General features: G+C 36.7%; 21 protein-coding genes and 1 pseudogene. All 22 read right to left on the bottom strand.

The features are described from left to right. Nucleotides 1–168: 168 nt before the first annotated feature. Complete coding sequence (locus NQ505_RS13290; protein ID WP_009000784.1) at nt 169–903, bottom strand: WecB/TagA/CpsF family glycosyltransferase; 735 nt, start codon at nt 901–903, stop codon at nt 169–171. A gap of 235 nt (nt 904–1,138) precedes the next feature. Continuing rightward, nucleotides 1,139–2,212 carry a glycosyltransferase family 4 protein gene (locus NQ505_RS13285; protein ID WP_009000782.1) on the bottom strand — a complete coding sequence of 358 codons (1,074 nt, stop codon included), beginning with the start codon at nt 2,210–2,212 and terminating at the stop codon, nt 1,139–1,141. 54 nt (nt 2,213–2,266) lie between these two features. Next, the gene (locus NQ505_RS13280) at nt 2,267–3,397 is read right to left on the bottom strand and encodes a glycosyltransferase family 4 protein (RefSeq protein WP_009000781.1); all 1,131 of its coding nucleotides are present in this window, start codon (nt 3,395–3,397) and stop codon (nt 2,267–2,269) included. Further along, nucleotides 3,394–3,861, bottom strand: coding sequence for a D-glycero-alpha-D-manno-heptose-1,7-bisphosphate 7-phosphatase (locus NQ505_RS13275; RefSeq protein WP_008648565.1), 468 nt, complete (start codon nt 3,859–3,861; stop codon nt 3,394–3,396). Before NQ505_RS13275 ends, NQ505_RS13280 begins: the two co-directional genes overlap by 4 nt. Before the next feature lie 36 nt (nt 3,862–3,897). Then, nucleotides 3,898–5,028, bottom strand: coding sequence for a hypothetical protein (locus NQ505_RS13270; protein WP_008648566.1), 1,131 nt, complete (start codon nt 5,026–5,028; stop codon nt 3,898–3,900). 125 nt (nt 5,029–5,153) lie between these two features. Next, nucleotides 5,154–5,858, bottom strand: coding sequence for a nucleotidyltransferase family protein (locus NQ505_RS13265; RefSeq protein WP_009000780.1), 705 nt, complete (start codon nt 5,856–5,858; stop codon nt 5,154–5,156). Between the two features lie 6 nt (nt 5,859–5,864). Then, a complete protein-coding gene (locus NQ505_RS13260; RefSeq protein ID WP_009000779.1) occupies nt 5,865–6,461 on the bottom strand; it encodes an SIS domain-containing protein in 597 nt (198 codons plus the stop codon). Between the two features lie 27 nt (nt 6,462–6,488). Then, a complete protein-coding gene (locus tag NQ505_RS13255) occupies nt 6,489–7,529 on the bottom strand; it encodes a dehydrogenase (RefSeq protein ID WP_009000778.1) in 1,041 nt (346 codons plus the stop codon). Then, nucleotides 7,526–8,719 (bottom strand): glycosyltransferase, encoded by a 1,194-nt coding sequence (locus NQ505_RS13250; protein WP_009000777.1) that lies wholly within the window; start codon nt 8,717–8,719, stop codon nt 7,526–7,528. Before NQ505_RS13250 ends, NQ505_RS13255 begins: the two co-directional genes overlap by 4 nt. A gap of 142 nt (nt 8,720–8,861) precedes the next feature. Further along, nucleotides 8,862–9,716, bottom strand: coding sequence for an acyltransferase (locus tag NQ505_RS13245; protein WP_232293048.1), 855 nt, complete (start codon nt 9,714–9,716; stop codon nt 8,862–8,864). A gap of 134 nt (nt 9,717–9,850) precedes the next feature. Continuing rightward, nucleotides 9,851–10,900 carry a hypothetical protein gene (locus NQ505_RS13240; RefSeq protein WP_009000775.1) on the bottom strand — a complete coding sequence of 350 codons (1,050 nt, stop codon included), beginning with the start codon at nt 10,898–10,900 and terminating at the stop codon, nt 9,851–9,853. A 184-nt stretch (nt 10,901–11,084) separates the two neighbouring features. Beyond that, a pseudogene (locus NQ505_RS13235) lies at nt 11,085–11,969 on the bottom strand (DUF4422 domain-containing protein). A gap of 15 nt (nt 11,970–11,984) precedes the next feature. Next, nucleotides 11,985–13,520: a lipopolysaccharide biosynthesis protein gene (locus NQ505_RS13230; protein WP_009000774.1), complete on the bottom strand. Its 1,536-nt coding sequence runs from the start codon at nt 13,518–13,520 to the stop codon at nt 11,985–11,987. A gap of 56 nt (nt 13,521–13,576) precedes the next feature. Beyond that, entirely contained in the window at nt 13,577–14,836 is a 1,260-nt protein-coding gene (locus NQ505_RS13225; protein ID WP_009000773.1) for a protoporphyrinogen/coproporphyrinogen oxidase, read from the bottom strand. After that, nucleotides 14,824–15,726 carry an NAD-dependent epimerase/dehydratase family protein gene (locus NQ505_RS13220; RefSeq protein ID WP_009000772.1) on the bottom strand — a complete coding sequence of 301 codons (903 nt, stop codon included), beginning with the start codon at nt 15,724–15,726 and terminating at the stop codon, nt 14,824–14,826. The genes NQ505_RS13225 and NQ505_RS13220 overlap by 13 nt, the downstream gene beginning before the upstream one ends. Beyond that, nucleotides 15,726–16,802 carry a CDP-glucose 4,6-dehydratase gene (gene rfbG, locus NQ505_RS13215; RefSeq protein ID WP_009000771.1) on the bottom strand — a complete coding sequence of 359 codons (1,077 nt, stop codon included), beginning with the start codon at nt 16,800–16,802 and terminating at the stop codon, nt 15,726–15,728. The genes NQ505_RS13220 and rfbG overlap by 1 nt, the downstream gene beginning before the upstream one ends. Then, nucleotides 16,802–17,587, bottom strand: a complete 786-nt coding sequence (gene rfbF, locus NQ505_RS13210; RefSeq protein ID WP_009000770.1) for a glucose-1-phosphate cytidylyltransferase — start codon at nt 17,585–17,587, stop codon at nt 16,802–16,804. Before rfbF ends, rfbG begins: the two co-directional genes overlap by 1 nt. A 6-nt stretch (nt 17,588–17,593) precedes the next feature. Continuing rightward, the gene (gene rfbH, locus NQ505_RS13205) at nt 17,594–18,940 is read right to left on the bottom strand and encodes a lipopolysaccharide biosynthesis protein RfbH (protein WP_009000769.1); all 1,347 of its coding nucleotides are present in this window, start codon (nt 18,938–18,940) and stop codon (nt 17,594–17,596) included. 63 nt (nt 18,941–19,003) lie between these two features. Then, nucleotides 19,004–20,416: an undecaprenyl-phosphate glucose phosphotransferase gene (locus NQ505_RS13200; protein ID WP_009000768.1), complete on the bottom strand. Its 1,413-nt coding sequence runs from the start codon at nt 20,414–20,416 to the stop codon at nt 19,004–19,006. Nucleotides 20,417–20,435: 19 nt separating this feature from the next. Then, nucleotides 20,436–21,563, bottom strand: coding sequence for a Wzz/FepE/Etk N-terminal domain-containing protein (locus tag NQ505_RS13195; RefSeq protein ID WP_009000767.1), 1,128 nt, complete (start codon nt 21,561–21,563; stop codon nt 20,436–20,438). 22 nt (nt 21,564–21,585) lie between these two features. Further along, nucleotides 21,586–24,000, bottom strand: coding sequence for an SLBB domain-containing protein (locus NQ505_RS13190; RefSeq protein ID WP_259824983.1), 2,415 nt, complete (start codon nt 23,998–24,000; stop codon nt 21,586–21,588). Then, complete coding sequence (locus NQ505_RS13185) at nt 23,978–24,574, bottom strand: UpxY family transcription antiterminator (protein ID WP_004297022.1); 597 nt, start codon at nt 24,572–24,574, stop codon at nt 23,978–23,980. The genes NQ505_RS13190 and NQ505_RS13185 overlap by 23 nt, the downstream gene beginning before the upstream one ends. Nucleotides 24,575–24,685 lie beyond the last annotated feature (111 nt).

The raw sequence follows: 24,685 nt of genomic DNA, 5'->3' as shown, positions 1-24,685 counted from the left end.
GGGACCTACATTTTTTTCATCTCACATACGAAACACTCACGTGTTTATTACATCTCAACATTTTATTTTATACCATATTTATTTTCGTTAGCATCCCTTTTACAACTATTAAGTAGCATGGTCCACCACATAAAACTAATCACGAACATTCTCTCCTTGCCATACCTCTCATCTCATTGTATAACCATATTTTTCTCTACATATATTCCACAAAAACAACACATTACCTACCAGATATCTACGCCACATTCGTTTAGGCTCTTTTAGCAGTCGATAAAACCATTCCAACGAATGTTGTTGCCACCATAATGGAGCCCGTTCAGTAGTACCAGCGTAAAAGTCAAACACCGCCCCTACGGTACCCACATGACAATGAATATTCAATTTTTGCCAATTACTGTAAATCCATTTTTCCTGCTTGGGAGCCGTCATACCAATCCATAAAAGATCTGGATTTGCCTCATTGATAGCCGCCACAATAGCCGCATTATCTTCCTGTGAAAATTCCGGTTTATAAGGAGGAGAATAAGTCACCACTTCCAAATTCGGATAATCCACTGCTGCCCGTTGTTTAATCAATGCCAGTACTTTCTCCGAGCTACCCATAAACATACATCGACCTCCTTTCTCATTAAGGCGATTCATCTCAAGAACAAAGAGATCCCAACCTGCTATTCGTTCCCGCGGTTGGCTTTGCATCTTTAGCCATTTACAAACCTTCACAATACTTGCTCCATCAGGAATAAGTACATCTCCCTTCATCAGCGCTTTGGCAAATTGTGGATCCTTCACGGCAGTATTGTAAGAATGTGCATTAATAGTGTTTATCAGCAACTTTCCTTGTGGTAATAATTTTAGTTGCTCTGTACTCTCCATGATAGAGAGTTCTTTTAGTTTAATCATATAACTACAATTACCTTATTATACATTTTTCATAAAATTCCGTTGTTCGTCTTTGCTATACTGCTTCACAATAGTTTTTATGCCTTACATTTCTGCTAACTAAAATCGGTAAAGTTTTTAACTTACACATAAGTACTATTTATTATCATAATCCTGATTGCCGTTTTCAAAAATATCACAATTGTAGTCTTTATCCATTTTCAATAATGTAAGAATGGGATATATGATAAGGGAATTAAGCCATTCCATATATGGCATTTAAATTTTGAATATATTTGTGAGGATTAAAATTCTGGAATATTGTTGCCCTCGCTTCATTTCCCAATCTTGACAACATTTTCCTATCATTATTTAAGTTCGTAAGAACTTCAATTATACTATCCGTATCTTTCATCTTTATAAACAAACCATTCTTGCAATCTTCCACCACATCACCAATAGAACCAACATTAGTGGTAACAGGCACTGCTCCATAACTCATACATTCGAGTAATGACATGGGCAAACCTTCGAAATAAGAAGGTAAAACAAATACATCAAGACTTTTCAAAAAAATATTTTTCTTTTCACCTGACACAATCCCTGCATAAATGAATTGATGCCCCAAATAGCTGTCAAATAATGGTAAAAAACTATCTTTCACTTCTTCGGCTCCAGCTAATTTTACGATAAACGGAATTTGCTTAGCTTTCAGCTCACGACAAGCCTGCAATAAATTTTCCATTCCTTTTGTCACAGCAATACGCCCTATATATCCTATATTTAAAGGTTCTATCCAATTATACACTCGTTCAAATGATTCAGCATCCTGCAGGTCAACACAATTAGGCAATAAAAATACCCTCTTAGCTTTTAAAGTTTGCTCGATGATATTTTTCTCATTTTCGCCCAAGACAATAAATGGAACATTCCAACTAAAAACTTTTTTCAGAATCCATTTTAAAAAGGATGAAGCTTCTTTGTAATGAGTCAAAAACACACCACCATGTATGTGAACTACCATCTTCCGTTTCTGTTGTAAAGCTATTCCCATAAATAATGGGTCTCTTAAAATTGATGCCTTACTTAATGGAAAATTATAATGAATGATAGCATCCCTTTCCTTGTTCAGCATATTCTTCCACTCTCTCATATTTTTAAGAATTGAAAATATGCGAAATATGCCACCTTCTTCATTATCCTTCCGCCCTAATTCAAAATGAATGTACTCCTGCTCTTTATTGTTGGATATTATAAATTTTGTTACAGAAGAAATGCCACTCACATTCTTAGACGGATCTAAGGATGGAGCTACTACGATTATTTTCATCGAATATAATTAGATTAGAATATAGAATAGTATCTTTTTTCTTAATACTTAATATTACTTTCCATCTGTTTTGATAGTTATCACTTTGAATAAATTTATGTAATTCTGCGCAATAGTAGCTTCCGAGAATGTAGACTTTAGTATATCACAATTCGTTCGCATAATCATGTAGTCGTCATAGCTTATTTGAGAGAGGTATTTTAATTTTTCATATAATGCCTCTTTTTCTTTATTATCATATAATAAGGAATTAACTCCATCGGTACATACATCTTTAAAACAAGAGTGATCTGGCGCGATGACAGGAAGCCCGTAGTTTACAGCGATCATCAGTGGACCTGAATTTGTAGCATCCCGATAGGGAAAAACCGCGAAATGATGACTGGCGAAAATATCAGGAATCTCTCTGTTATCAACAAATTCCAGATGCATTTCATAAAACTCCGGATGTTTGATCTTCTCTCTACATATTCTTTCTATTTCTTGGTTGCCACATCGTCCGTAAAGTGACAATCGCAAATTTGTCATTCCTTCTTCTATTAGCCTCTCAAAAGCATCGAACAATAAATCGTAGCCTTTATAGGGCTGAAGAGTTCCAAAAAACAGTATTTTTATCTCTTCTTTTATTGTATTACAAGTTTGTACACTAGGTCTCCCGAAATCTTTATAACTCATACCGACAAGCTCGCTTCTTTTGTTGGGATAAAGTTGCTTGAATAATTCATACTGATTTTTGGAAAATAACACATAACATCGAGCTGTCATTAAAGCAATCCATTGGGAAATAATCAAAAAGAGCGGAGGTTTTACACTTGAATGATTCTTAACGTCATGAATTCCCATAACTAGCGGTATTCTTACACATGTCAGTAAATAAAGACCCTGAAAATATAAATCTTGGCAACAGGAATAAATCAAAGAAGGATGTATTTTTCTTATTTCTTTGAAACAATCCGCAAACAAACATAGCATCTTCAGACTTCTTCTCCTGAAATTGAAAGGATAAAGATGCAATGTAATCTCACTTCCTTTCACAAATTCTCTAAAAAAGTCAACATCATAAGGCTCTGTAGGCGACCGTAAGACAAACCAATGCAAATCATACACCTTTGCCAGTTCTTTGACCACCGTAACGTCCGTATCAAAAAAGCCTAAATTTAAGTAGACTATTGTTTCCCTTTTCATAACAATATTCCTTTGATTCCACAATTCTCCGCGAATTTCATATCACTCTCGCTGTCACCAATCATCAAACAACGCTCTTTTTCTACATCCGGATAATCCCGCAGTATGTCCAAAAACATACCGTTCCCAGGCTTTCGTCGGTTGTCTTTTTCCGTCAACGCCGTACAATAATATATTTTATCAATCCGTCCGCCATGCGATATTATCTCTTCACACATTCGGCAATGTAGTCCCCGTAAAGCTTGCTCTGTCATTACTCCCTTACCTACACCTCTCTGATTTGTTACAATAAAAATATGCCTAAAATGTTTATTCCATTTCACTAATGCTTCAAAAATGCCAGGCAAAAATTCAAACTCTTCCCAACATTTCACATAGTCATTCGGGCAGAGCTTGTTAATCACTCCGTCGCGGTCCAGCAGTAAGGTATCATATCCTGCAACATCAATATCCACTAAATTCATGACTTGATTTTTATCCAATCCATCCACTCTTAATAATCATATCTTTCTTAAACATAGAGCTAATATTAAAAAATAGGCAATACCCGGAGATGAAAGATATGATGTATCGCCTACACTCTCTATCAATAGACATAGACTCGCCATTATAGCAAGTCGATAATATTTCAACATATTAATATTCTGAATTTGAGAAAATCGTCTTCTCCAAAAAACACAAAAAAGCAGCACTCCGACTATCCCAAACTGAGCTAATAAAGGATAAAATGCATCAGCCAAAAAAGCAGGATTATCTGGGCTTAACCCCCACACTCCATCTATATTATATTTATAATATAAAGGAGAATAATACACTCCTGCTGCATTTGAACTAAATGTTGCGAATCCTGAACCAAAAGGGAAATAGTCAACAAATATCTTTAAACTCGTTATATAGGATATAGGCCTTGCCAGTTCTTGACTTGAATCTTTAAATCCTTCTATATAATAGAAACTAAATTTTGTCCAAGTAAAGAAAAGAACAACGACCAACAATATTACTTCAATACATATTGCCTTTACTGATTTAAAATTCACTTTTTTCTTGACTAATAAAAACAAAGCAACCATCAAAATATATTCTCCAAAAAATTTAGATTTAAGAGAAAGCAAGCCGCTTGTCATTATTAATAGGGTTATGATTACTGCCCTTCTTGATTCTGTTGAAAAGTAATAATATAACAAAGCACAAACGATAGAATTTCGACTAAATTCAGCTCTGTCATACCCTAAATTTTCGATTATATGCGGAATAATAGATATAAAATATAAAACATAACAAAACAGAACCCATTTTCTCAAGAAACGACATTGCCCAGTGGTAAATTGTGGAGATATTGCAAAAGTCGCATAAAATATCAGGTAAGGTTTCACTTGTTGTTGCAAATCATAAAAAATTGCATCTACAGATGTTATAGCAATAAAAATGGAATACGCTACATAAGCCATCATGATTAGTAAAAAACAACAAAACTCTTTATTAAACGTCTTCTTACTTTGCATACAGAAATAAGCAACAAGTAATGCTGTCAGAATTTCATCTGAATAATCAAAATTCCATTCATAGTACAACAACAAGCATATTGGATAATATACTACTACAAATAGAGTATAAAACACATTAGATCTCATCAAGCTTATTTATAAAAGATATACATAAGCACTCGATTACTTTATTTCCATTCATAATCTGGCAAAACACATGTATCATATCCTGCGACATCAATATCCACTAAATTCATAGGTTAATTTCTGTTTTAGAAAGAAAGATTAGGAAACTCAATATTGGCCTTGGCTAAATCTTCCGGGATTCCAATGTCAATAAAATAACGATCCTGTACAATTCCTGATATACATCCTTTACCACTATTCGGTTCTAAGACTTGTGTTTCAAATGAAAATTTCCGGGGTAAATGGTCAAAGAACGGAGTCACTTTGTCTAATACATAAATACCTCCATTAATCATCCCTTGTTTACAATACCTCTTTTCTTCAAACACAAGAATCTCACCACGTTCATTGCACTTCACATTTCCATATCGGTCAAAATTGTTCATGGGCTTCAAAGCTAAAGACAACAATGCATTTTGATTTAGATGCTTGCAGATGAGATCGTTCAAGTCTACATCGAAAAATGTATCTCCATTCAAAATCAAGGCTTCCGTTCCTTCAATCTTGTCCATAGCAAGTTTGATACCACCACCCGTACCGAGAGGTTCATCTTCCACCGCATAATCGAAAGTGAACGGAAATTCATCTTTTACTTCATCAATCCATTGATAGATGACTTCCCGCAGATAGCCTACGGAAAGAATTACACGTGAAACCTCATATCTGGCAAGATACTTTAATAGATACCAAAGGAAAGGCTTTCCCGCCACGGGGGCCATACACTTGGGTATCTCACTCACCACACTGCGCAAACGTGTGCCCAATCCGCCCGCCAAGATTATCACTTCCATTAGCCCTTATTTGTTATTGTACTTTTCACTGAAAATATTCTCCTCCACAATGCAACAGATAATATGTCCAATCAGGGTCTGACACTCCTGTATACGGGGCGTCTCATTACTGGGAACCTTGATAACGATATCAAATTCATCCATCTTGCAGGGATTTGCACCAGTCAGCGCAATAGACGTAATACCCTTCTCACGGCATACAGGCAATACTTCTACAATATTCTCTGAATTACCCGATGTAGAGATACCGATAAACACATCTCCTTTCACACCTTGAGCTTGTATCTGACGAGCAAAAATCTGCTTATAACCACAATCATTGCCAATGGCGGTAATAATAGATGTATCTGTCGTCAGCGCAATTGAAGGAAGCCCCGGGCGATCAAAATAGAATTTACTGACCAACTCGCCAGCAAAGTGCTGAGCATCGGCAGCACTACCACCATTACCAGCAAATAATGTCTTCTTACCATTTCTATATGCCTCCGTACACAAATCAGCAACCTGAGCTATTCGCGCTATTACCGCTTCATTCTCTAGTAACAAATTCTTTACATATGCACTATTCCACACCTGTTTTCTTACTATATCGATAGAATCCATATTGAAATTTTTTACTCTTTATTTATATCACACTTTGTCGGTCGGATAAATCTTCCACCCATGCGCACCTCCCTCGGTAAACTGAAAAGGCATCACAAAACCATTAAGCTTTTTCAATGCATTCACCACTTCTTTCTTGCGTGTCGGCTCCACCATGAACATTACGAAGCCACCACCACCAGCTCCACTCACTTTTCCAGCCAATGCACCGGCAGACATTGCCACATCAAAAACTTCTTGAATCATGGGATTACTGATAGCATTGGCCATTTTCTTTTTGTCTTCCCATGCCTGTCCAAGAATGCGGGCGAATTCATTCATGTCACCTTTCAGCAATGCCAGTTTCATATCCTTCGCACTCTGTTTAATCCTGTGCATGGCTTCTATGGCGTTTTGGTTGCCTGACGAAGTATTCTTTTGCTGTTGTTCGATAATCGCCGCGCTACTACGGGATGCACCGGTGAAGTAGAGAACCATCGAAGCTTCCAACTCATCCATTATCCAGCGTTTAATCTTCAAAGGGTTCACTATCACAAGATCATTTGGCAAGAACTCCATATAATTGAAACCACCAAAAGCTGCCGCATACTGATCTTGCTTACCACCGGACAACGCCAAATCCTTACGCTCAATCTCATAAGCCAACCGGGACGCTTCATAATCGCCTAACGGTAAACCTAACCATTCTATGAACGCTTTCAAGATACACACAACCATAGCCGATGAAGTACCAAGTCCGGAACCCGCGAGAGCATCGTTGTAAGTTGTAATCTTAAAGCTTCGCAGACTTATGTCAAAGTCTCTCATTACTCGATTATATACCCCTTTTATAAGACTTGCCTCGCCATCAATCTCCAACTGTTTTGCCACCAAATAACTCTTATAGCAACGTGCGTCATCACTATCTATGGTAATCAGTCCATCATAGGTTTCTTCTATGGTACAATAAGTATACAGATTAATGGTGGCATTAAGAATCAGCCCTCCATAGATATCACTATAAGGCGACACGTCACTTCCACCACCTGCCAGTCCGAGACGCAGGGGAGCTTTACTTCGAATAATCATGATTTGTCTTTGAGCAATTCGTTAAAAATCTGTTGCCACCTATCAACAATCTTTTCTACGCTAAACCGCTTACAAGTATCCAAGCCCTTCAATGCCATACACATACGCATATCCTCATCAATCATCAACGATTTAAGCCGTTTTATATATTCAGTCACATTATTCATGCCAACAATGAATCCACTCTCTCCGTTTTCAATGATGTCATGGCAAGAAGAAAAGGTATCCATTACTATAGGAACAACGCCATTCTGCTGTGATTCAACCAATGTCATCCCCCATCCTTCATGAGCAGAAGTCATCAAGAATATCTTTGCTTTTTTATAATAATCCAATGGTAATTGATACCCCTCAAATTTTACCCGTTTCAACTGCATTTCTTTTGCCATGTTTTGAAACATAGGTTTGTCGGGACCATCCCCCACTAACGTAAAACTCCAACTATCCAGATTTCTATCGGCTTCTATCTCTCTCCAGATCTTTAGCATGACCGATACTTTCTTATGACTTTCATACATGCGACCGACAAATAAGACCATATTCTCTTTCTTATTGAAGTCAGTTTTATCAAAAGAGCATTCTAATGGCAATGGATTATTACAAAAGTCCAATTTGGCTAGATTCCTGTCATTTTTCCGAAAAGAGACATAATCATTCATAAACCCCTTTGCCAGAAATATATACTTGTCCACAAAAGGGAGAGATTCTTCAAGCTGCCTACATCGACTTTCTTTATGTATATAGTCATACAATGTTCTACCCATTATTTTTTTTATTATATCCAGACCTTTCCAAGTGAGATTGTCGTAATTGGCAGGAAGGAAGAGTGACATATGAAGACACTGCACGACTCTTGCCCTTTTACGCGCATTTTGAGTCGTTTGAGCAGGCCACCATTGATTTATAATAATGTCAATGTTTTCTTTTTCTACATGATCAGACAAAAATTTACTCGCAAAAGATATTTCATTTTTTGTGAAAGAAAACTGATGTTCATCTGATTTGATATTCGGAACAAACACCGATTTTACCCTATTATCAATCAAAGGTACATTCTGCGATTTGCTATCCTTTGTGTAGAATACAATAACACTTATACCTCGTTTTACAAATTCATTTGATAAAGTAATAGTTACTGTTTCTCCACCACCATAAATAGGCCAAGGGCGTAATAAAAAAGCAATTTTCATTTTATTTTTTTAAACATTCATTCTGTTTTTCTAGTTCATCTAATACTCTCATACTTCTATTCTTTCAGTAGTCTTTATTCTCACTTTATCTATTATTCAATCTTTGCATATCATTGAAATCCCCTTGTGAAATGACTTATATCTATTTATAATAGATAAGTTCGCAAGTGTTGTTAACTAGAGGAAGATGCATTGACATCACACTTTCATTAGGATGAGTTTTAAAAAAATCAACTATTTCATTTTCAAGTTTCGCTGAATTAATTCTCTGATAACCAACCTTTAAAAGTTTTGCAGGTGTTCCAGCTAACAGCATAGACTCATTGGAATCATATTTTTGAGGATAATTTTTGTTCAGAAGACTTCCGTGTGTACAGATAGTATGGTCAGTCGTTTTACATCCCTTAGTTATAACTGTATTATTTCCTATCCAATTGTAACGACCTATCTCAATAAGGCCTTTAATTCTCGGGATATTACCATCCCCATCAACAATATAGTGATGATTACTATCTGAGAATTTACATCCATAAGCTATTCGAGTTCCCTCACCTAATTGTATGCTATTATTACAATCCAATAATACGGACTGACCAATCCATACACGATCACCAAGTGTGAGACAACCATCTGTTATGTTTATGATGGCTCCTTGAGAGATATTGCAATAACCCCTAAAAACAATTTGCCCCAATTGGGATATTTTGACAATCGTTTTAGTTGGAGGCGTATAATAATCTCTATGTTTGCCAATTTTCACCATACCTTTTACCGGAATACAATCGAACAATACAGAACCATTTAAAGATACAAGTTCTATTTTACCATAAATATATACAGGTAATTTGCAGGCAATATTAAAAGGAAGTGTCCTGAAATTGAAATAAAGAGTACAAAACCAATTAATGCGATTAACACTCAATTTTCTTTCGATAAATCCAAAACTTCGGTTAATAAAATTATTTATACTCATTTTATAGATTAATTGTAATTTCAACAGTTTACTGTTTTAATGTACCATGCTTGATATTTCTCAATTTGTTTAATTTGAGAGCATTTGCCAAAATATTGAAACATGATTTTTAATATTTATTATTTGGTTCCAAACCAATAGCCTGTGGAAGCAAGTTCTTATAATCCACCCTTACAGACTGAAGCTCTTTTTTCTTTTCCACAAAGCAAATAGTTCATCCAGTTATCTATACGATATTGTACTATCAAATCTTCAATCTGTTCATTTTTATTTATTTTTTCATCCAAAAACAACAGCAAAGAAGTCGTGTCAACCATATTGTTAATAACCAATATTCTATCAGGGGAGTAAAATGGATAATTAATCGCATTTTTATTAGTCGTAATAATTTTTCTCCCTGCTCCTAATGCCCACATAAAACGTGGCGTCATACCTTCTTGAAAATCGTTATAAGTATCTATTACACATAAAGAAGAATATATGCATTTACGAAATTCAGAGGGAGATAAAGGTTCATGTATAAGAATATCTTGATTACAATCATTACAAGATTTCCTTTTAGTTATTTTTTTTATAACAGTCTTTATTCTTGATAATAAACTTTTTGGAACAGATGGAATATATAGCTTTATATAGCTAGGCAATTCATTTTCTATTGCTACTTTATAAAGAAGCTCAAATATAATTTTTCTGTCATTACGATAAGATCCGAATGCAAATATCTTATATTTTGCACATTGTGATCTATTACCTTCGATCCAATAAAGAGGAAGAAACTCCAAATTAAATTGCTTGGCGTCTTCCCTATCAAATGTAGCCACTCTATCAAAACAATCAAAATTCCTGTCAAATCGGTAATTTTTATAAGTTCTGTCCCAAAGATAGAGTACTGTTTTTACCATCGGATTATCACGCCTTATCTGATCTAGCAGGATAGGATGGAAAGATTTTCCATTAATTACCATTAAATAATCAAAAGTCTTTCCTTTCAGTTTCTTCTCATAAAGTTGGATATTTTTCTTTTTTAAGAATTGGATGTATAATTTTTCCTTCCAATAGCTTAGCTGCTTGTTTCTTATAAGAGAAGGGTCAAAGCTATATGATTCTTCTTCGATATACGTGACATTATACCCACGCTTTTCCCATTCAATCTTCAGATCTATATACAGGTTAAGAAATGTGGGTGCTATAAGTAATACTGATTTCATATTTCTATTTTTTTATTACCCTAACAGGATTTCCTGCTACAACACAAAAAGAAGGTACATCTTGAATTGCAACTGAATTTGCTCCTATTATACATAAATGCATCCTTTTTGATTACGATGTAAAGCTAGCTAGGATATCAATTACATACAAGACGTAGAAATTGAACGCTTACTTTTTCATTATTTACAACTTTATATTACTATAGTCAGTTGTGTTGTTACCCTTTACTGCACTATTAAATAATACAGTAAATTCTTTCACTCTTAATCCTTCTGCCTTTTTTTTCAAAATAAATGTATTAGTTAAAAGTTCACCAACATATCCAAAGACTCTATATAATGCAAATTCCTTATTGAGATCAATATAATGTTTTTTATTCAATAATTCGTTTTCCAACAAATCAAATACCTCGAAAATAAAAGAACAATATTCGTCAAATATTTCATTACGCATAATTTCTAGATTAGCATAATAAAGACGGCTTCCCCTCAGTGTCTTTTCAAAATATGGATAGTAATTAGGATACTGTTTTTTTAATATTAGACGTAATAAACGCATTATTATTGTTCCCACTCTTTCATCAAAATATTCTTCAACAGTTATTCTATAAAAATGATAAGGTTTAGGTACGACTATATCGCAACCACGCTCAAACAAATTAGGCAATTTTCTCAAAAAACAATCTAGTTTTTATTTATATTCCTCACTACTTTTACATTCCACTATCTCATTGTAAGTTATAGCTGAATGCTTGAACATATTTTTGGCATAATTTATCAATAGTCCAGTATAGATTCCAAATCTTTTAGACAGAGAGATGTTTTCCAACGTAAAAGAACGTCTATGATGCACCATACCTTTATATTCAGAAAACATATTCTTCCACAACCAATACACACCTGAATATTCACTATAACTAGGATGTTTTAATGAACGATTGTCACCCGTATTATCTTTCTGAATTCCCATCTCAATACCTGTTTCATAAAAACCTAATTGGATAGGAATACAATACTCATTACATATATATGTTGGCTCTGGCAAATAATAACATACACCTATTGACATTTTTCTATTCATTGATTATTTATTTAATTGATTATTTATATGTAACTTCTTTAAAACTAAAATTCTCATATTAGGAGTCATCCCCCATACAAAAATCACCAAAGTAGAAGTAATGAGACTCACACTACTTACGACTAAAAAACTGGACCAGCCTGTTTCCATCTGTTCTGAAATAATATATGGAATAATAAACATTACTGCTGCACCAGGAATTACATTGAAATATACCTCATGAAGTACCCTTTTGATTGACAAATATGTATATCGATTAGCAAAGTATAGATTACAACCATTAAGATACAACCAGATTGTTGCACTTGCGATATAAACTGTTACAGGAGAATAGCCTGTTTTCAACAAGATATATGATATTGGAAAAATCAAAATCAGGAGAGAAGCCCATATAGAAGGCCATTTCATTCTGCCTGAAGCATGAATTAACATACCCACAGGATAGCTAAGTGGGTTCCATGCTGATTGAATTAAAATAATTTGTACAAACACAGGAGTATACTCGGGATAATCTCCAAGCCAAATTTTAAGTACAAATTCGATCTCTATAAAAATGGGAATTGCGATGAGAAGATATAAATACTCAGCAATACGACAATTATATATCACTAAACGATGAAGTTTATCATATTCATTTGCTGCATACAATTTCACGATTTGTGGATTTACAGCAGTTTGGAAATTATTAACAAAATTCAAAAGAAAAGTATTGACTGTTATCGACAAGCCTCTTGCAGCATTAACAATAGTCCCACAAAATATATTCAGTAGAATATTGATACCTTGGTTAGTGAAAAATCCAATACTTCCTCCAACTATATTCCATCCACTATATGAGGCAAACTTTTTGGCCAAATTTCCATCCCATGCAATTCTAAATGTACATTCACTGAATTGCCTCCGGCTATAGAAATTATAGATGACAGCAGATGTGAGGTTTACAACAAACACCACCACAGCATATAATACCAGCTTATCAAAAGTAACATATTGTAGTATTATCACCAACATAAGTTTCATCACTACATCATAAATACTCATATAGGCATACATACTCATCTTTTCATGGGCAATGAGACAAGCCTGGAACGGTAGCTGGATTAGGTTTATCAAAAAACCTAATATCGTGAACTGATACACCCATAATGCAGCAGTCATACGTCCATCCGGTATCTTAAGATATTCGTAAAAGAACCACAGACCTATAGTTTCAGACAATAGCAATATGACCACAGCAATAGCCAGATGAAGCCCCAATACCATAGAGAATGTACTTTGCAGTTTTTCAAAGTTTTTTTCTCCCAAAGCAAAAGTCAGAAACCTTTGTGTTCCCACCGTTAAAGCTCCGCTGAACATTGAGAACATGGTAAGGATACCACCAATTACGTTATACAATCCATAATCAGAATCTCCCAATACTCGTAGCACTATACGCGATGTATACAATGACACAATCATTGTTAAGAACATTCTGATATATAAGTATATTGTATTTTTTGCTATCCGTTTATTGTTTTCTTGTTCAGTAGTTGACAACATTCTTTTTTACCGTTATTTTAAGACACAAAATAATCCTTTCGATTTTTTTCTTAAAGTCATCTTTTCCTTAACCCACTCAATAAGCTTTGATCACTCCACAGATAATCCCACTCTCCAAAACGTCCAATAGTCTCTATACCTATCGACCATAAATAATCACGAACTATTTTACGCATAGTATAGATATTCTGATCAAAAATCACATTTGCATATTTTTCATAACGTACATCTATAAAAAGAATATCTTCTTGTTTTATCACATTTAGTTTTATAAGCTTACCCACAGATTGACTAATCAATTCCTCATTCGTATATTTACCTTGTTCACAATAAATTTCCAATTGTAGCGAAGAACATCCCTCAGGAGCATTATCTGGAGATTTCAGAGAAGGGGAATATACGCGGGCCGGAAGAATATCCTCATCGTATATATACCACCACAAATAAGGAGGAATATCTTTTATTTTCAAACCTACAGAAATTTGATAACCACAAGTACAACGAAGCATCTTAGCAGCAGATAGCACTTCTTCTGGTACATCAGACAACATTTTCACTATCATAGGCAAAGGAAGACTACTAATGAGCCGATTGTAAGTATATTCTGTACCACTGGCAGTATGTAAACTTTTACTCTGTGGTGATATTTTTATTACCTCCTCATTATAACGAATATCTTGCCCCATAGCCAAAGTAACAAGGTATTGTTTATAACCTCCTTTTACTGGATAACACATTTCTTTCGAATAATAAGTTACTGGAGTATCTGCCGTTTGCGCACCTTGTATCACTTCATCAAGCGAAGGCTGATAAAGACGACTACCGATCCAACGAGTTTCAAGGTCATAAGCTTCAGTCATCCAATATTTACGAGTGTACACCATAGGAAAGTGTTCAGCAAAATAATCACCATATTGAATACGAAGCCATTGTTCATAATTTTCTACCACTAAAGAATCCACTTTGGGTCTGCCACGAAAATCAGCTATAATTTTTTCTTTTTCTTCCTTCGGCAATGGGAAAAGATTATTTTGAGCTGGGTGCTTTATCCATAATCCATTATAGAAGTTAAATGGATTAGGTTTATGGCAATATATTTCTGGACTACTATCTACAAAAAATTTATTTACTTTCTCATCTTTAGTAAAAGAGAAATGTACAAAGCGATCAAAACGAAATCCTTCGATGGTAAAATTACCACAAAGTCCTCCATAGGTTTCGTCTTTTTCTAAAATTATTGGATTATTCCCATTTTGAGCAAGAGAGTACCCTGCCCCCAATCCCGAAATACCAGCACCTAATATTATTGTATGCATGAGAAAGTCTTTAACCGTGTTACAATATCAAAATGCAAAGAATGCCCTACAATTGTCTCCAACTTATTTATAGAACACTTTAAATCCATGACTTCATTTTCTCGATATGGCAATGCACCATAATTAATCAGTGAAGTACTACCAATATTAGCTTTACAAATTTCAATGATTTCACGCAGTGAAATGCTTATGCCACTAGCTACATTTACAATTTCACCTATTATGCATGAATGATGTTCTATGAGTTTTCCTATACACCATGCAAAATCTTCCACATAAATAAAATCACGCTTTTGTTCGCAGAATGTAACATCAAGTTGTTTGTTCTCTTTTAGCTGGGTTATGATATATGGAATAAATTTACTAGCACTTTGATAAGGTCCAAAGAGGTTACCCGGACGAACTACCATAACCGGGAAACCATAATTATTATGGAGCATCAAAGCTGTATTGACTGTTAATTGCTTTACAAGTGCATAAGGAGAATTTGGAACCTCGCGTATTGTTTCAATAAAAGGCACTCCTTCGTTCCCATATTCTTCACTACTCCCAAACTGGATGAAAAGTTTCAACTGAGAACAATCCTTAAATCGATTATACAAGTTTAGCAAAACTTTTAGGTTACTACTTATTAATCCGTCAAAGAGAGAAATATCACGTTCTGCCGTTACTATAGAGGCTAAATTTATGATATAGTCTGGCAAAGGATAATCTTCCGGTACCTTCTGTTCCACTAAATCTATTTTCAAAGTTTTTATGGCAGGGCGTTCTAAAAAATAATTCACATCAATAAGCTTGTCAATCACAAAAATATCATATCTCCCAGATAAGTAATTCACTAAATTTTTTCCTATAAAACCACTACCTCCAATCAGAAATATTTTTTCCATTATCCGATGAATTTCTTAATTTCTTCTAAACATAATCCATAGACCTCCTCTGTTTTATAACACCTATACCAATCTATAACTAATTGGATACATTGTTCTATATCCATCCGCGGTTCCCACCCTAGCCGAAACTTAGCCTTACTAATATCAAGCATTAATAGCTCAGCCTCATGCAAAGCATTCGAATCTGACAAATCTTTCAATTCACCTTTTCCATAATTCTCTAGAATCCTTGTACCCACTTCCCAAACAGAAATAATGTTTTCTACTCGTGGGCCAAAATTCCAACCTTCACAGTATTCGGTAGGTTCATTCCACATTTTACTCGCCAATAACATATAACCATTTAATGGTTCTAATACATGTTGCCAAGGACGAATAGCTTTCGGACTACGAATTTCAATAGGTTTATTTGATTCTAAAGCGCGAATACAATCAGGAATAATTCTATCTAAAGCCCAATCACCACCACCAATCACATTACCTGCACGAACACTGGCTATACTTTTACCATGCTTTTCATATTGCTCTGGATTAAAGAAAGAACGCCTCCAAGAAGCAATAGCTATTTCGGCCGCTCCCTTACTACTAGAATATGGGTCGTAACCACCCATCGGTTCATTCTCACGATAGCCCCAAAGTTGCTCTTTGTTTTCATAACATTTATCGGTAGTTATCATGACACCTACCTTTACGCTATCCGTTATCCGTATAGCTTCCAATATGTTAATCGTCCCCATTACATTAGTTTCGTACGTTTCAACGGGAATTTCATAACTTAAACGTACTAGAGGTTGGGCAGCCAAGTGAAAAACAATTTCGGGTTGATATTCCTGAAAAATATCTTTCATTCGCTGACTATCACGAACATCAGCACGCAGGTCAGCTTTTATTTTTCCTCCTATTCCGGACAACACATAATTATCTTTATCTGTAGCCGGATCTTTAGCCACCCCGATCACTTCCGCTCCCAACTCATGGAGCCAGATAGAAAGCCAGCTACCTTTAAAGCCTGTATGTCCGGTTACAAGAACACGCTTCCCTCTATAGAAATTTTTAAATATGTCTATATCCATTATTTACCCCAAACTTTCCAGGGAGCTATCCCCTTATCCCACATTTCATTGAGTTCCACATTATCACGGAGTGTATCCATCGGCTTCCAAAAACCTGTATGACGATAAGCATGCATTTTACCATCTTTCGCCAAGTCTTCAAGAGGCTTACGCTCAAAAACAACAGTATCATCACAAGCAGGAATATATTCAAAGACCTTAGGTTCGCAAACAAAATAGCCGGCATTCACCCAATTACGATCACCATCCGGTTTTTCTTGAAAGGAAAGTACCTTGTTGTTATTCAAATCTATTTGCAAAGCTCCGAATTTGCCTCCGGGCTTGTAAGCTGTTAATGAAATGTCACAACCTGATAAATCATGTTCCTTAATGCTCTCTGCTATATTTATATCCGCTACTCCATCACCGTAAGTAAGAACAAAGCGTTCATCACCAATATATTTCTGTACTCGTTTCAGACGCCCTCCTGTTTGGGTATTCAAGCCGGTATCAACCATAGTCACTTTCCAATTTTCAGAGTGATTATCAAGTATTTCAACACTGTTATTGGACAGGTCGACTGTAAGGTCGCTATTATGACGAAAATAATTGGCGAAATATTCTTTTATAACATATTGTTTATAACCGCAACAGATAACAAATTCATTAATTCCATAATGACTATAAGTCTTCATAATATGCCAAAGAATAGGCTTTCCACCTATTTCAACCATCGGTTTGGGAATAAGATTGGTAGCCTCACTCAAACGGGTTCCAAAACCTCCTGCGAAAATGACTGCTTTCATTATTCTCTACGCTTTACGGGATGTAACAAATTCCTTGATTGTGGAAATCATATATTGGAGCATTTCTTCAGTCATACCCGGGTAAACTCCAATCCAGAAAGTATTATTCAATATAAAATCTGTACCTTTCAAATCACCGATAACACGATAACCTTCACCGTTTTGTCGCATTTCATTAAAAGCCGGATGTTTCAACAGGTTTCCTGCAAAAAGATTACGGGTTTGTATTTTCTTGCTCTCCAAATATTCAGATAATTCATTACGGGTGAACCCTGCATCTTCTTTCACTGAAATAAGAAAACCAAACCAGCTAGGATTAGAGTTCTTTTGAGGTTCAGGAAGTATTAGTCCTTCCGTATCATTCAGACCGTCAAGTAAAGTCTGGAAATTCTTTCTACGAGCTAATACTATACTGTCCAACTTATCCAATTGGGCGCAACCAATAGCCGCTTGCATATCGGTTAGCTTTAAATTATAACCGAAATGAGAATAAACATATTTATGATCATAACCTACAGGTAACTCACCAAATTGTTTACTGAAACGATATTTGCAAGTATTATCTACACCACCTACACACCAGCAATCACGCCCCCAATCACGGAAAGAATTGGTTATCTTATTGAGCAATGGATCATTTGTGTACACAGCACCACCCTCACCCATTGTCATGTGATGTGGTGGGTAAAAACTGCTAGTACCAATATGACCGATAGTCCCTGTCTTTCTCGTTTCACCATTAATGGTATATTCTGAACCCAAGGCATCACAGTTATCTTCAACTAACCAAAGATGATGACGATCACAAAAATCTTTTACCGACTGTAAATCGAAAGGATTACCCAACGAATGGGCAATCATGACAGCTTTGGTTTTATCAGAATAAGCAGTTTCCAGTTGAGTTGTATCTATATTATACTCCGGAATCGTCACATCTACAAATACTGGAATCGCACCATATTGAATGATAGGCGTTACAGTAGTTGGAAATCCACAAGCTACTGTTATAACCTCATCACCTTTTTTTATACGACGCTCTCCCAATAGTGGAGAAGTCAATGTCATAAATGCTAATAAATTTGCAGAAGACCCGGAATTTGTCAGCGAACAATATTTAACCCCCAACCAGTCTGCAAAACGTTTCTCGAATTTATGAGCCCAAGGTCCTGCTGTAAGCCAGAAGTCCAAAGAGGAATCAATCAAATTAACGAGTTCTTCAGCATTAAAAAAGCGACCACCATAATTTACAAAACTTTTCCCGGGTTCAAAGACTTTGGAGTCCCGATGAACCTCATTATAATATTCACGAGATAACTGAAGGATTTGTTGCTTCAGGGTGTCTTTTCTATTCATAAGCAGATCTATTTTTTTAGTAGAGATATGTAAGGCATTCATAATATGCCTGTAAAAGATATCTTAATATGCATTTTTTTCTCCAACAATTATATTTGCTATAGTCTTATAAATGATATATAAATCAAGCAACATTGTCCAATGCTCCATATACCAAATATCAGCCTTAACACGTTCCTCCATCTGTGATAGTTCCCTCGTTTCACCACGAAAGCCATGCGTTTGAGCCCAGCCGGTTACCCCAGGTTTTATAAAGTGTCTCACCATATATTTATCAATCAAACGGGCATAAGTCTCCGTATGAGCCAACATATGTGGACGGGGACCTACTAGTGACATATCACCCTTAAAGACATTGATAAACTGGGGGAGTTCGTCTATATTAGAACAACGGAGAAAGTTCCCAAATCGGGTTTTCCGGGGATCATCAGCCGTAGCCTGTTTACTGTCGGCTTCATTATTCACTTTCATCGAACGGAATTTGTAACATACAAAATCTACACCGTTCAAACCCGTACGCATTTGCTTAAAAAATACAGGACCGGGAGAAGTTAATTTTATAATACTTCCAACAATAAGATAAACAAAGGGGAAAACAGTAACCAGAAAAAGACCGGAAAAAACAATATCGAATATCCGTTTTAACATACGGTTCTCCATCTTACCTAAAGGCTCATAACGCAGATTCAAAATAGGCATATTGCCAACCATACTGTGCCAAATACGACGAGGAAAACCTTTGCAAACATTAGGAACACCATGAAAATAAAGCAAATGGTTTTCACAATGATTCATAATAGAAAAGTTATAGCGCCCCTCTTCCATCGACAAAGAACAAAAGACATGTTTGATTCCCGGGTGTGCAGACATAAAATCTGAAAAACCGTCAGGATTACCCAGATAGGAACATTGGGAGGAAAGGGCATCATTCGGTTTTATATCAAAATAACCCACGACTTCATATAGAGAAGACGCCAGAGAACTTTCCATCTCCTCATACAACACCTGCATATTATTGCCTCCTCCTATAAAAACAGCATAACGTCTATGCTTGCCCTTAGCACAATAAACTATCAGAAAATGACGGATAATGATACGATAAATACTTAAAATGACAAAGAGGAAAGAAAAATAGGCGACAAAGAAAAGAGGAGAATAGATAGAGATTCCACTAAAAGTCATGATACATGCCCAAAAGATGGAAAAAGCTATAATATTCTTCAACACGCGCAACACTAGTTGGTCGGGGCGAATTCCCCGACTGTCCCAAACCCTCCCACGGGAACCCGAGCAGGCCAGATAACAGAGACTTAATGAAGTCATCATCCATGAAACTCTGCAAGAGAAAGGTAAAGAGACAAAAGCTTCCTCCCAAAAGAAAAGGAGAAAGAACAAAACCAGATTCAGAATAATCAAGTCTCCCAGAACTGCTATAAATTCTATAAATTTATTGATTTGACTGGTGGTTGATACCATATCACATTAAAGATTGATTTTAGGCACATACTTCTTTGAACTTATTCAGGAGATCTTTTCCGAATAAATTCCAAGAGATAACAATACAAACAGACAGGAAGACAAATGCTAGAACATATATTTTTCTACTAGTCCCCGAAGGTTCCAAGGGGACAACAGCTGGTTCTACCACTGCAAATACAGGCTTCTCTTCCTGAACTTTGGCTCTGGCAACCTGAAGCTGATTTGCAACCTGACTATATATCTGATAAGCAAGGTTCATATCATTTTGCAAGCGTTCCTGTTCGGCACGGACACTCTGCAAAATGATATTATCATGAGAATCCAAATAATCGGCATATTTCTTTTGGGCAGCATAATATTCCTGCCGGCATTCCTTAAACAATTTTTCTAGATAGAGGCAATCCTCTTTTGCCTTGAAAGTGCGATAGTCTATAATATATTCCTGCAATTTTTTAACTACAGAGTCGGCTACGACTGCAGCAACTTTAGGATCCTGAAAAGTTACAGTAACGGAAGTCATCGAGGTTTTCTTATCCACAGAGGCAGCAATCATTTTCTTCAAAGTTCCTATTTTCATCAATTCCTTCTTTGACAACTCAATTGTACCCTGACGACTTACTTTATCAGAAGATATGGATTCATCTTCCGCAATAAACAAGGACTTTACCCCACCAATTACCATACCCGGGAGTCCAATTACATAACCCCACCAGGGAGATGTTTCCTCATCTAAATAAGTGTTCAATGTCATGACTTCATTCTTTGTTACCGGTATATTCATTGCGGAAAGCTCCAGTAAAAAAGGAGTAGAAGATACAATGTCAGCAGATAAAGAAGCATTCAAGGCATCAGTACCGTCACCCATAGAAACTCCACTTCCTAAAAAAGAAGCAGCTAAACCGGATAAACCGCCACCTTTGTTATTACCCATTTCCGGAGAAAGGATAACTTCAACCGTGTACTGCTTAGGAATACTTATTGCTATAATAACGCCAAACATTAAACCAATGCCAGCAGCTTTATAAATTGTCTTACGAATAGCAATAATCTTACGAAAAATCTCCATCAAATCAATTTCGATTTCTTCATCCGTATGATTATTATGTTTTTGTTTTATTTCTTTTCCAGATTCTCCTTCTATCATAGTGATATAAGCTGTTATTCCTTTATTTTTTTATCAAATTGGCAATAGAAGCAACCATCATTCCTAAAGTACTGAATGTAGTAGCATAACCTAAAATATTGCCAATATTAGTTTTCTTCTTAGCTTTACTAGGCACAATTATCTCACAACCCGGCTCAATCTGTTTCTTACCACTACCTTTAACTTTAGTCACCTGACCATTCATATAAACGATGAATTTCTTACTCTTCTTCGCATTTTCAGAATAACCACCAGCTTGATCCAAATAATAGTCTATATTCTTTCCTTCCATATAAGAAACAGTATTCGGAACCATTACGGCACCATTGATCGTTACTGTATTATTATTTTTCGGAATAGAAATCACATCACCCTCACGCAAGACAATATCTGCTGTACTACCAGGATTAGCCAATGCTTTTTCCAAGTCAATACCAACACTAAAGGTATCTTCCACACGAACACCCAAAGAGTCCATCATAGCTTCACCCAACTGCCTGCTCATCAAGCGGATCACATCACCCATGCGTTTCTTTTCACTTGCATTGGCCACACGAGTCAGTTTGGCACCACGTAAGTAGGCATAATTCGTTGCACCTCCCGCTTTATTGATTAAGTCCGAAAGACGTTCTTCACGACTGGTCATAGCATAAGAGCCTCCGAACAGAATTTCACCTTCAACAACCACATTCTGTTGAGCTTGATAACCCGGACTACGACGTACATAAACTTCATCGTAAGGTTGAAGGACAAAGCCAGGGGTTCCATCTACTATAAAGCCTTCTTTCAAAGAGAATGTATATATCTGGCCGATAGTATCATTATCCACTGTACTACGAGGATTCTTAATTCTTCGGGATACATCTACACGAACTACTGAAGCGGCTTCACGTAATCCACCTGCCTGAATAATCAAGTCTTCAAGGGTCATGTTATCCGCATAAGGATAAGAATCCGGTTTGGCTACTTCACCGTGGATTACGACGTTGCCTCTGTCTTCCAGGTCATGAATACTCGGAATATAAAGGATGTCGTTTTTCATCAGGATGATGTTTTGGGAAGTACCGTCCATGATGGCTTTAATGTCTACTGGAACAACTTCGGTAGTCAGATCTTCACGCTGGCGGTAGAGAACGGCACGGTTTAAGAAGGCATCACCGGTCAGACCTTGAGCTTCGTTTACCAGTTCACGGACAGTATTCAGTTTTCCATTCAACTGGTAGATGCCGGGACGATAAACGGCTCCGCGAATTTCAAGTTTGTTGATGAAGCGGTTAAGGATGGCTTCAGCGGTCACAACATCACCGTTTCGCATTTTATAGACACTATAGTCAAGGTCTTTGACTGTGTTTACTTCATATTCCTGTCCGTTCTGACGTACGACACGTAAGGAACGGGTGTAGGCGTCGGCTTCAAAGCCACCGGCATAGCTGATAAGAGTGGATAGACTCTCATCCTTTTTCATTTCGAAACGCATTGGGCGTTTCACTTTTCCGTCGATCTTAACCAATACGTCATAGGCAGGAACTATTACTACATCGCCTTCCTGAAGACGGATATCATCCTGAATGTTTCCTTTCATGATAAATTGGTAGACGTCGATCGTGGCGATATTTTTGCCGTTACGTACCAGCTGCACATTGCGAAGGCTTCCTATGTCACTGACTCCACCCGCACGGTAAAGTGCATGAAAGACTGTGGCAAAAGAAGAGAGGGAGTAAGTGCCCGGTTGGACAACCTCACCCATTACATTGATCTGGATAGTACGTATGCTGCCCAAAGTCAGACGGATGTCAGAGGTGGGATCATTCGCATTATTAAGACCATTATATATCTTGTTTAATGTTTTTTTGAGATAGTCATTGGCTTCAGCAATAGTTAGTCCGTTCAGGTTGACAGGACCTATTTTCTGAATGTTGATCGTGCCGTCAGGAGAAATCTGTTGGCGGATAGTGTTCTGGCTGGCTCCCCAGATATCGATAATCACTTCATCACCGGGACCAAGACGATAGTTCAAGGGAGTGGCGATATTGACACTGGGTTCAAAAGTAAGGTTACGGGTGTTGAAGATATTTCGTCCGAAAACCTGGTTCCCACGTGCGAGGTCTTGAGTGCTCGGGTGGTCTTCCAGCATATCGGAAGTGTTTTCTTTCATTTCCTCACGAAGGCGTGATTCATTGACATCGGTACCCGTTGCATTGGAAGCATTAACATTGTTTTGTTGTTCATATAGTTGCTTCACACGAGTTGCCTGTTCTTTGGTCACACCTCTACGTGCCAGTTCAGAGGCTAGTTGTTTCTGTTCTTTACCCTGGCGGATGCCATCCTTGACATATTCAAGAACTTGGGAGTCGCTCATGCTTTGAGCCATTAAAGGAGAAAAAACTCCCAGCAACAGAATGAATAGAAATACGTTAAATTTTCTTCGTGTTGTCATTGGTGATTTTTGTGGATTCTACATAACCGATTGGCATATCTACACAAGCACAGCCAAGCATATTTAAACGAACGGCAATCTTACTCTTCCCGCCTACAGTCACAAGTTCGCCAACAAGTCCACTCAAAGGACCTTTTATGACACGAACTTTCTCACCACGCGCTAGTGGAGTATCATTCATACAGACTGCTTCTTCGGAATAATCGAGCATGAAACGGAAACGGGCCATCTGCTCGTCAGGAATAACGGCAGGAGTGCTCTCTCCACGCATCACCATATAACGGCTGACCGTAGAAAATGAAAGGACTTCCATACGTTCTTTTGGATTGACATGTACAAAAACCATCATTGGGAGTAAGACTGTATCAACCATCTTACGACGGTCACTCCATTGATGAATTTGCTGCTGAACGGGAACAAAAGAATCAATTCCCATCTTAGATAAACGCTCGGCAACTTTCTTCTCGTGGTGCATTCGAACGAGTGCTACATACCAGCGTTTTGAGTGTGCTACGCCTTCCCCTGTCCCACTACTAGGCCCGGCATTTACTGATTTCGGTTTCGTTAAAATCATATTTTTTTACCCCATGTTCATCCGTTACTTCTTAGGTAACAGACAATACATACACGAAACGCATACTACAGTGAAAATAGAAATCACATACATGACAAAGGCGTAGAAAAT

Source organism: Bacteroides sp. D2 (assembly GCF_025147085.1).
Lineage (GTDB): Bacteria > Bacteroidota > Bacteroidia > Bacteroidales > Bacteroidaceae > Bacteroides.
This window is presented reverse-complemented; position numbering and strand designations above follow the sequence as displayed.

What these genes read in the sequence shown, in the direction of transcription:
- NQ505_RS13290 (WP_009000784.1), bottom strand. Translation starts at nt 903, where the DNA reads ATGATTAAACTAAAAGAACTCTCTATCATGGAGAGTACAGAGCAACTA.
- NQ505_RS13285 (WP_009000782.1), bottom strand. Translation starts at nt 2,212, where the DNA reads ATGAAAATAATCGTAGTAGCTCCATCCTTAGATCCGTCTAAGAATGTG.
- NQ505_RS13280 (WP_009000781.1), bottom strand. Translation starts at nt 3,397, where the DNA reads ATGAAAAGGGAAACAATAGTCTACTTAAATTTAGGCTTTTTTGATACG.
- NQ505_RS13275 (WP_008648565.1), bottom strand. Translation starts at nt 3,861, where the DNA reads ATGAATTTAGTGGATATTGATGTTGCAGGATATGATACCTTACTGCTG.
- NQ505_RS13270 (WP_008648566.1), bottom strand. Translation starts at nt 5,028, where the DNA reads ATGAGATCTAATGTGTTTTATACTCTATTTGTAGTAGTATATTATCCA.
- NQ505_RS13265 (WP_009000780.1), bottom strand. Translation starts at nt 5,858, where the DNA reads ATGGAAGTGATAATCTTGGCGGGCGGATTGGGCACACGTTTGCGCAGT.
- NQ505_RS13260 (WP_009000779.1), bottom strand. Translation starts at nt 6,461, where the DNA reads ATGGATTCTATCGATATAGTAAGAAAACAGGTGTGGAATAGTGCATAT.
- NQ505_RS13255 (WP_009000778.1), bottom strand. Translation starts at nt 7,529, where the DNA reads ATGATTATTCGAAGTAAAGCTCCCCTGCGTCTCGGACTGGCAGGTGGT.
- NQ505_RS13250 (WP_009000777.1), bottom strand. Translation starts at nt 8,719, where the DNA reads ATGAAAATTGCTTTTTTATTACGCCCTTGGCCTATTTATGGTGGTGGA.
- NQ505_RS13240 (WP_009000775.1), bottom strand. Translation starts at nt 10,900, where the DNA reads ATGAAATCAGTATTACTTATAGCACCCACATTTCTTAACCTGTATATA.
- NQ505_RS13230 (WP_009000774.1), bottom strand. Translation starts at nt 13,520, where the DNA reads ATGTTGTCAACTACTGAACAAGAAAACAATAAACGGATAGCAAAAAAT.
- NQ505_RS13225 (WP_009000773.1), bottom strand. Translation starts at nt 14,836, where the DNA reads ATGCATACAATAATATTAGGTGCTGGTATTTCGGGATTGGGGGCAGGG.
- NQ505_RS13220 (WP_009000772.1), bottom strand. Translation starts at nt 15,726, where the DNA reads ATGGAAAAAATATTTCTGATTGGAGGTAGTGGTTTTATAGGAAAAAAT.
- rfbG (WP_009000771.1), bottom strand. Translation starts at nt 16,802, where the DNA reads ATGGATATAGACATATTTAAAAATTTCTATAGAGGGAAGCGTGTTCTT.
- rfbF (WP_009000770.1), bottom strand. Translation starts at nt 17,587, where the DNA reads ATGAAAGCAGTCATTTTCGCAGGAGGTTTTGGAACCCGTTTGAGTGAG.
- rfbH (WP_009000769.1), bottom strand. Translation starts at nt 18,940, where the DNA reads ATGAATAGAAAAGACACCCTGAAGCAACAAATCCTTCAGTTATCTCGT.
- NQ505_RS13200 (WP_009000768.1), bottom strand. Translation starts at nt 20,416, where the DNA reads ATGGTATCAACCACCAGTCAAATCAATAAATTTATAGAATTTATAGCA.
- NQ505_RS13195 (WP_009000767.1), bottom strand. Translation starts at nt 21,563, where the DNA reads ATGATAGAAGGAGAATCTGGAAAAGAAATAAAACAAAAACATAATAAT.
- NQ505_RS13190 (WP_259824983.1), bottom strand. Translation starts at nt 24,000, where the DNA reads ATGACAACACGAAGAAAATTTAACGTATTTCTATTCATTCTGTTGCTG.
- NQ505_RS13185 (WP_004297022.1), bottom strand. Translation starts at nt 24,574, where the DNA reads ATGATTTTAACGAAACCGAAATCAGTAAATGCCGGGCCTAGTAGTGGG.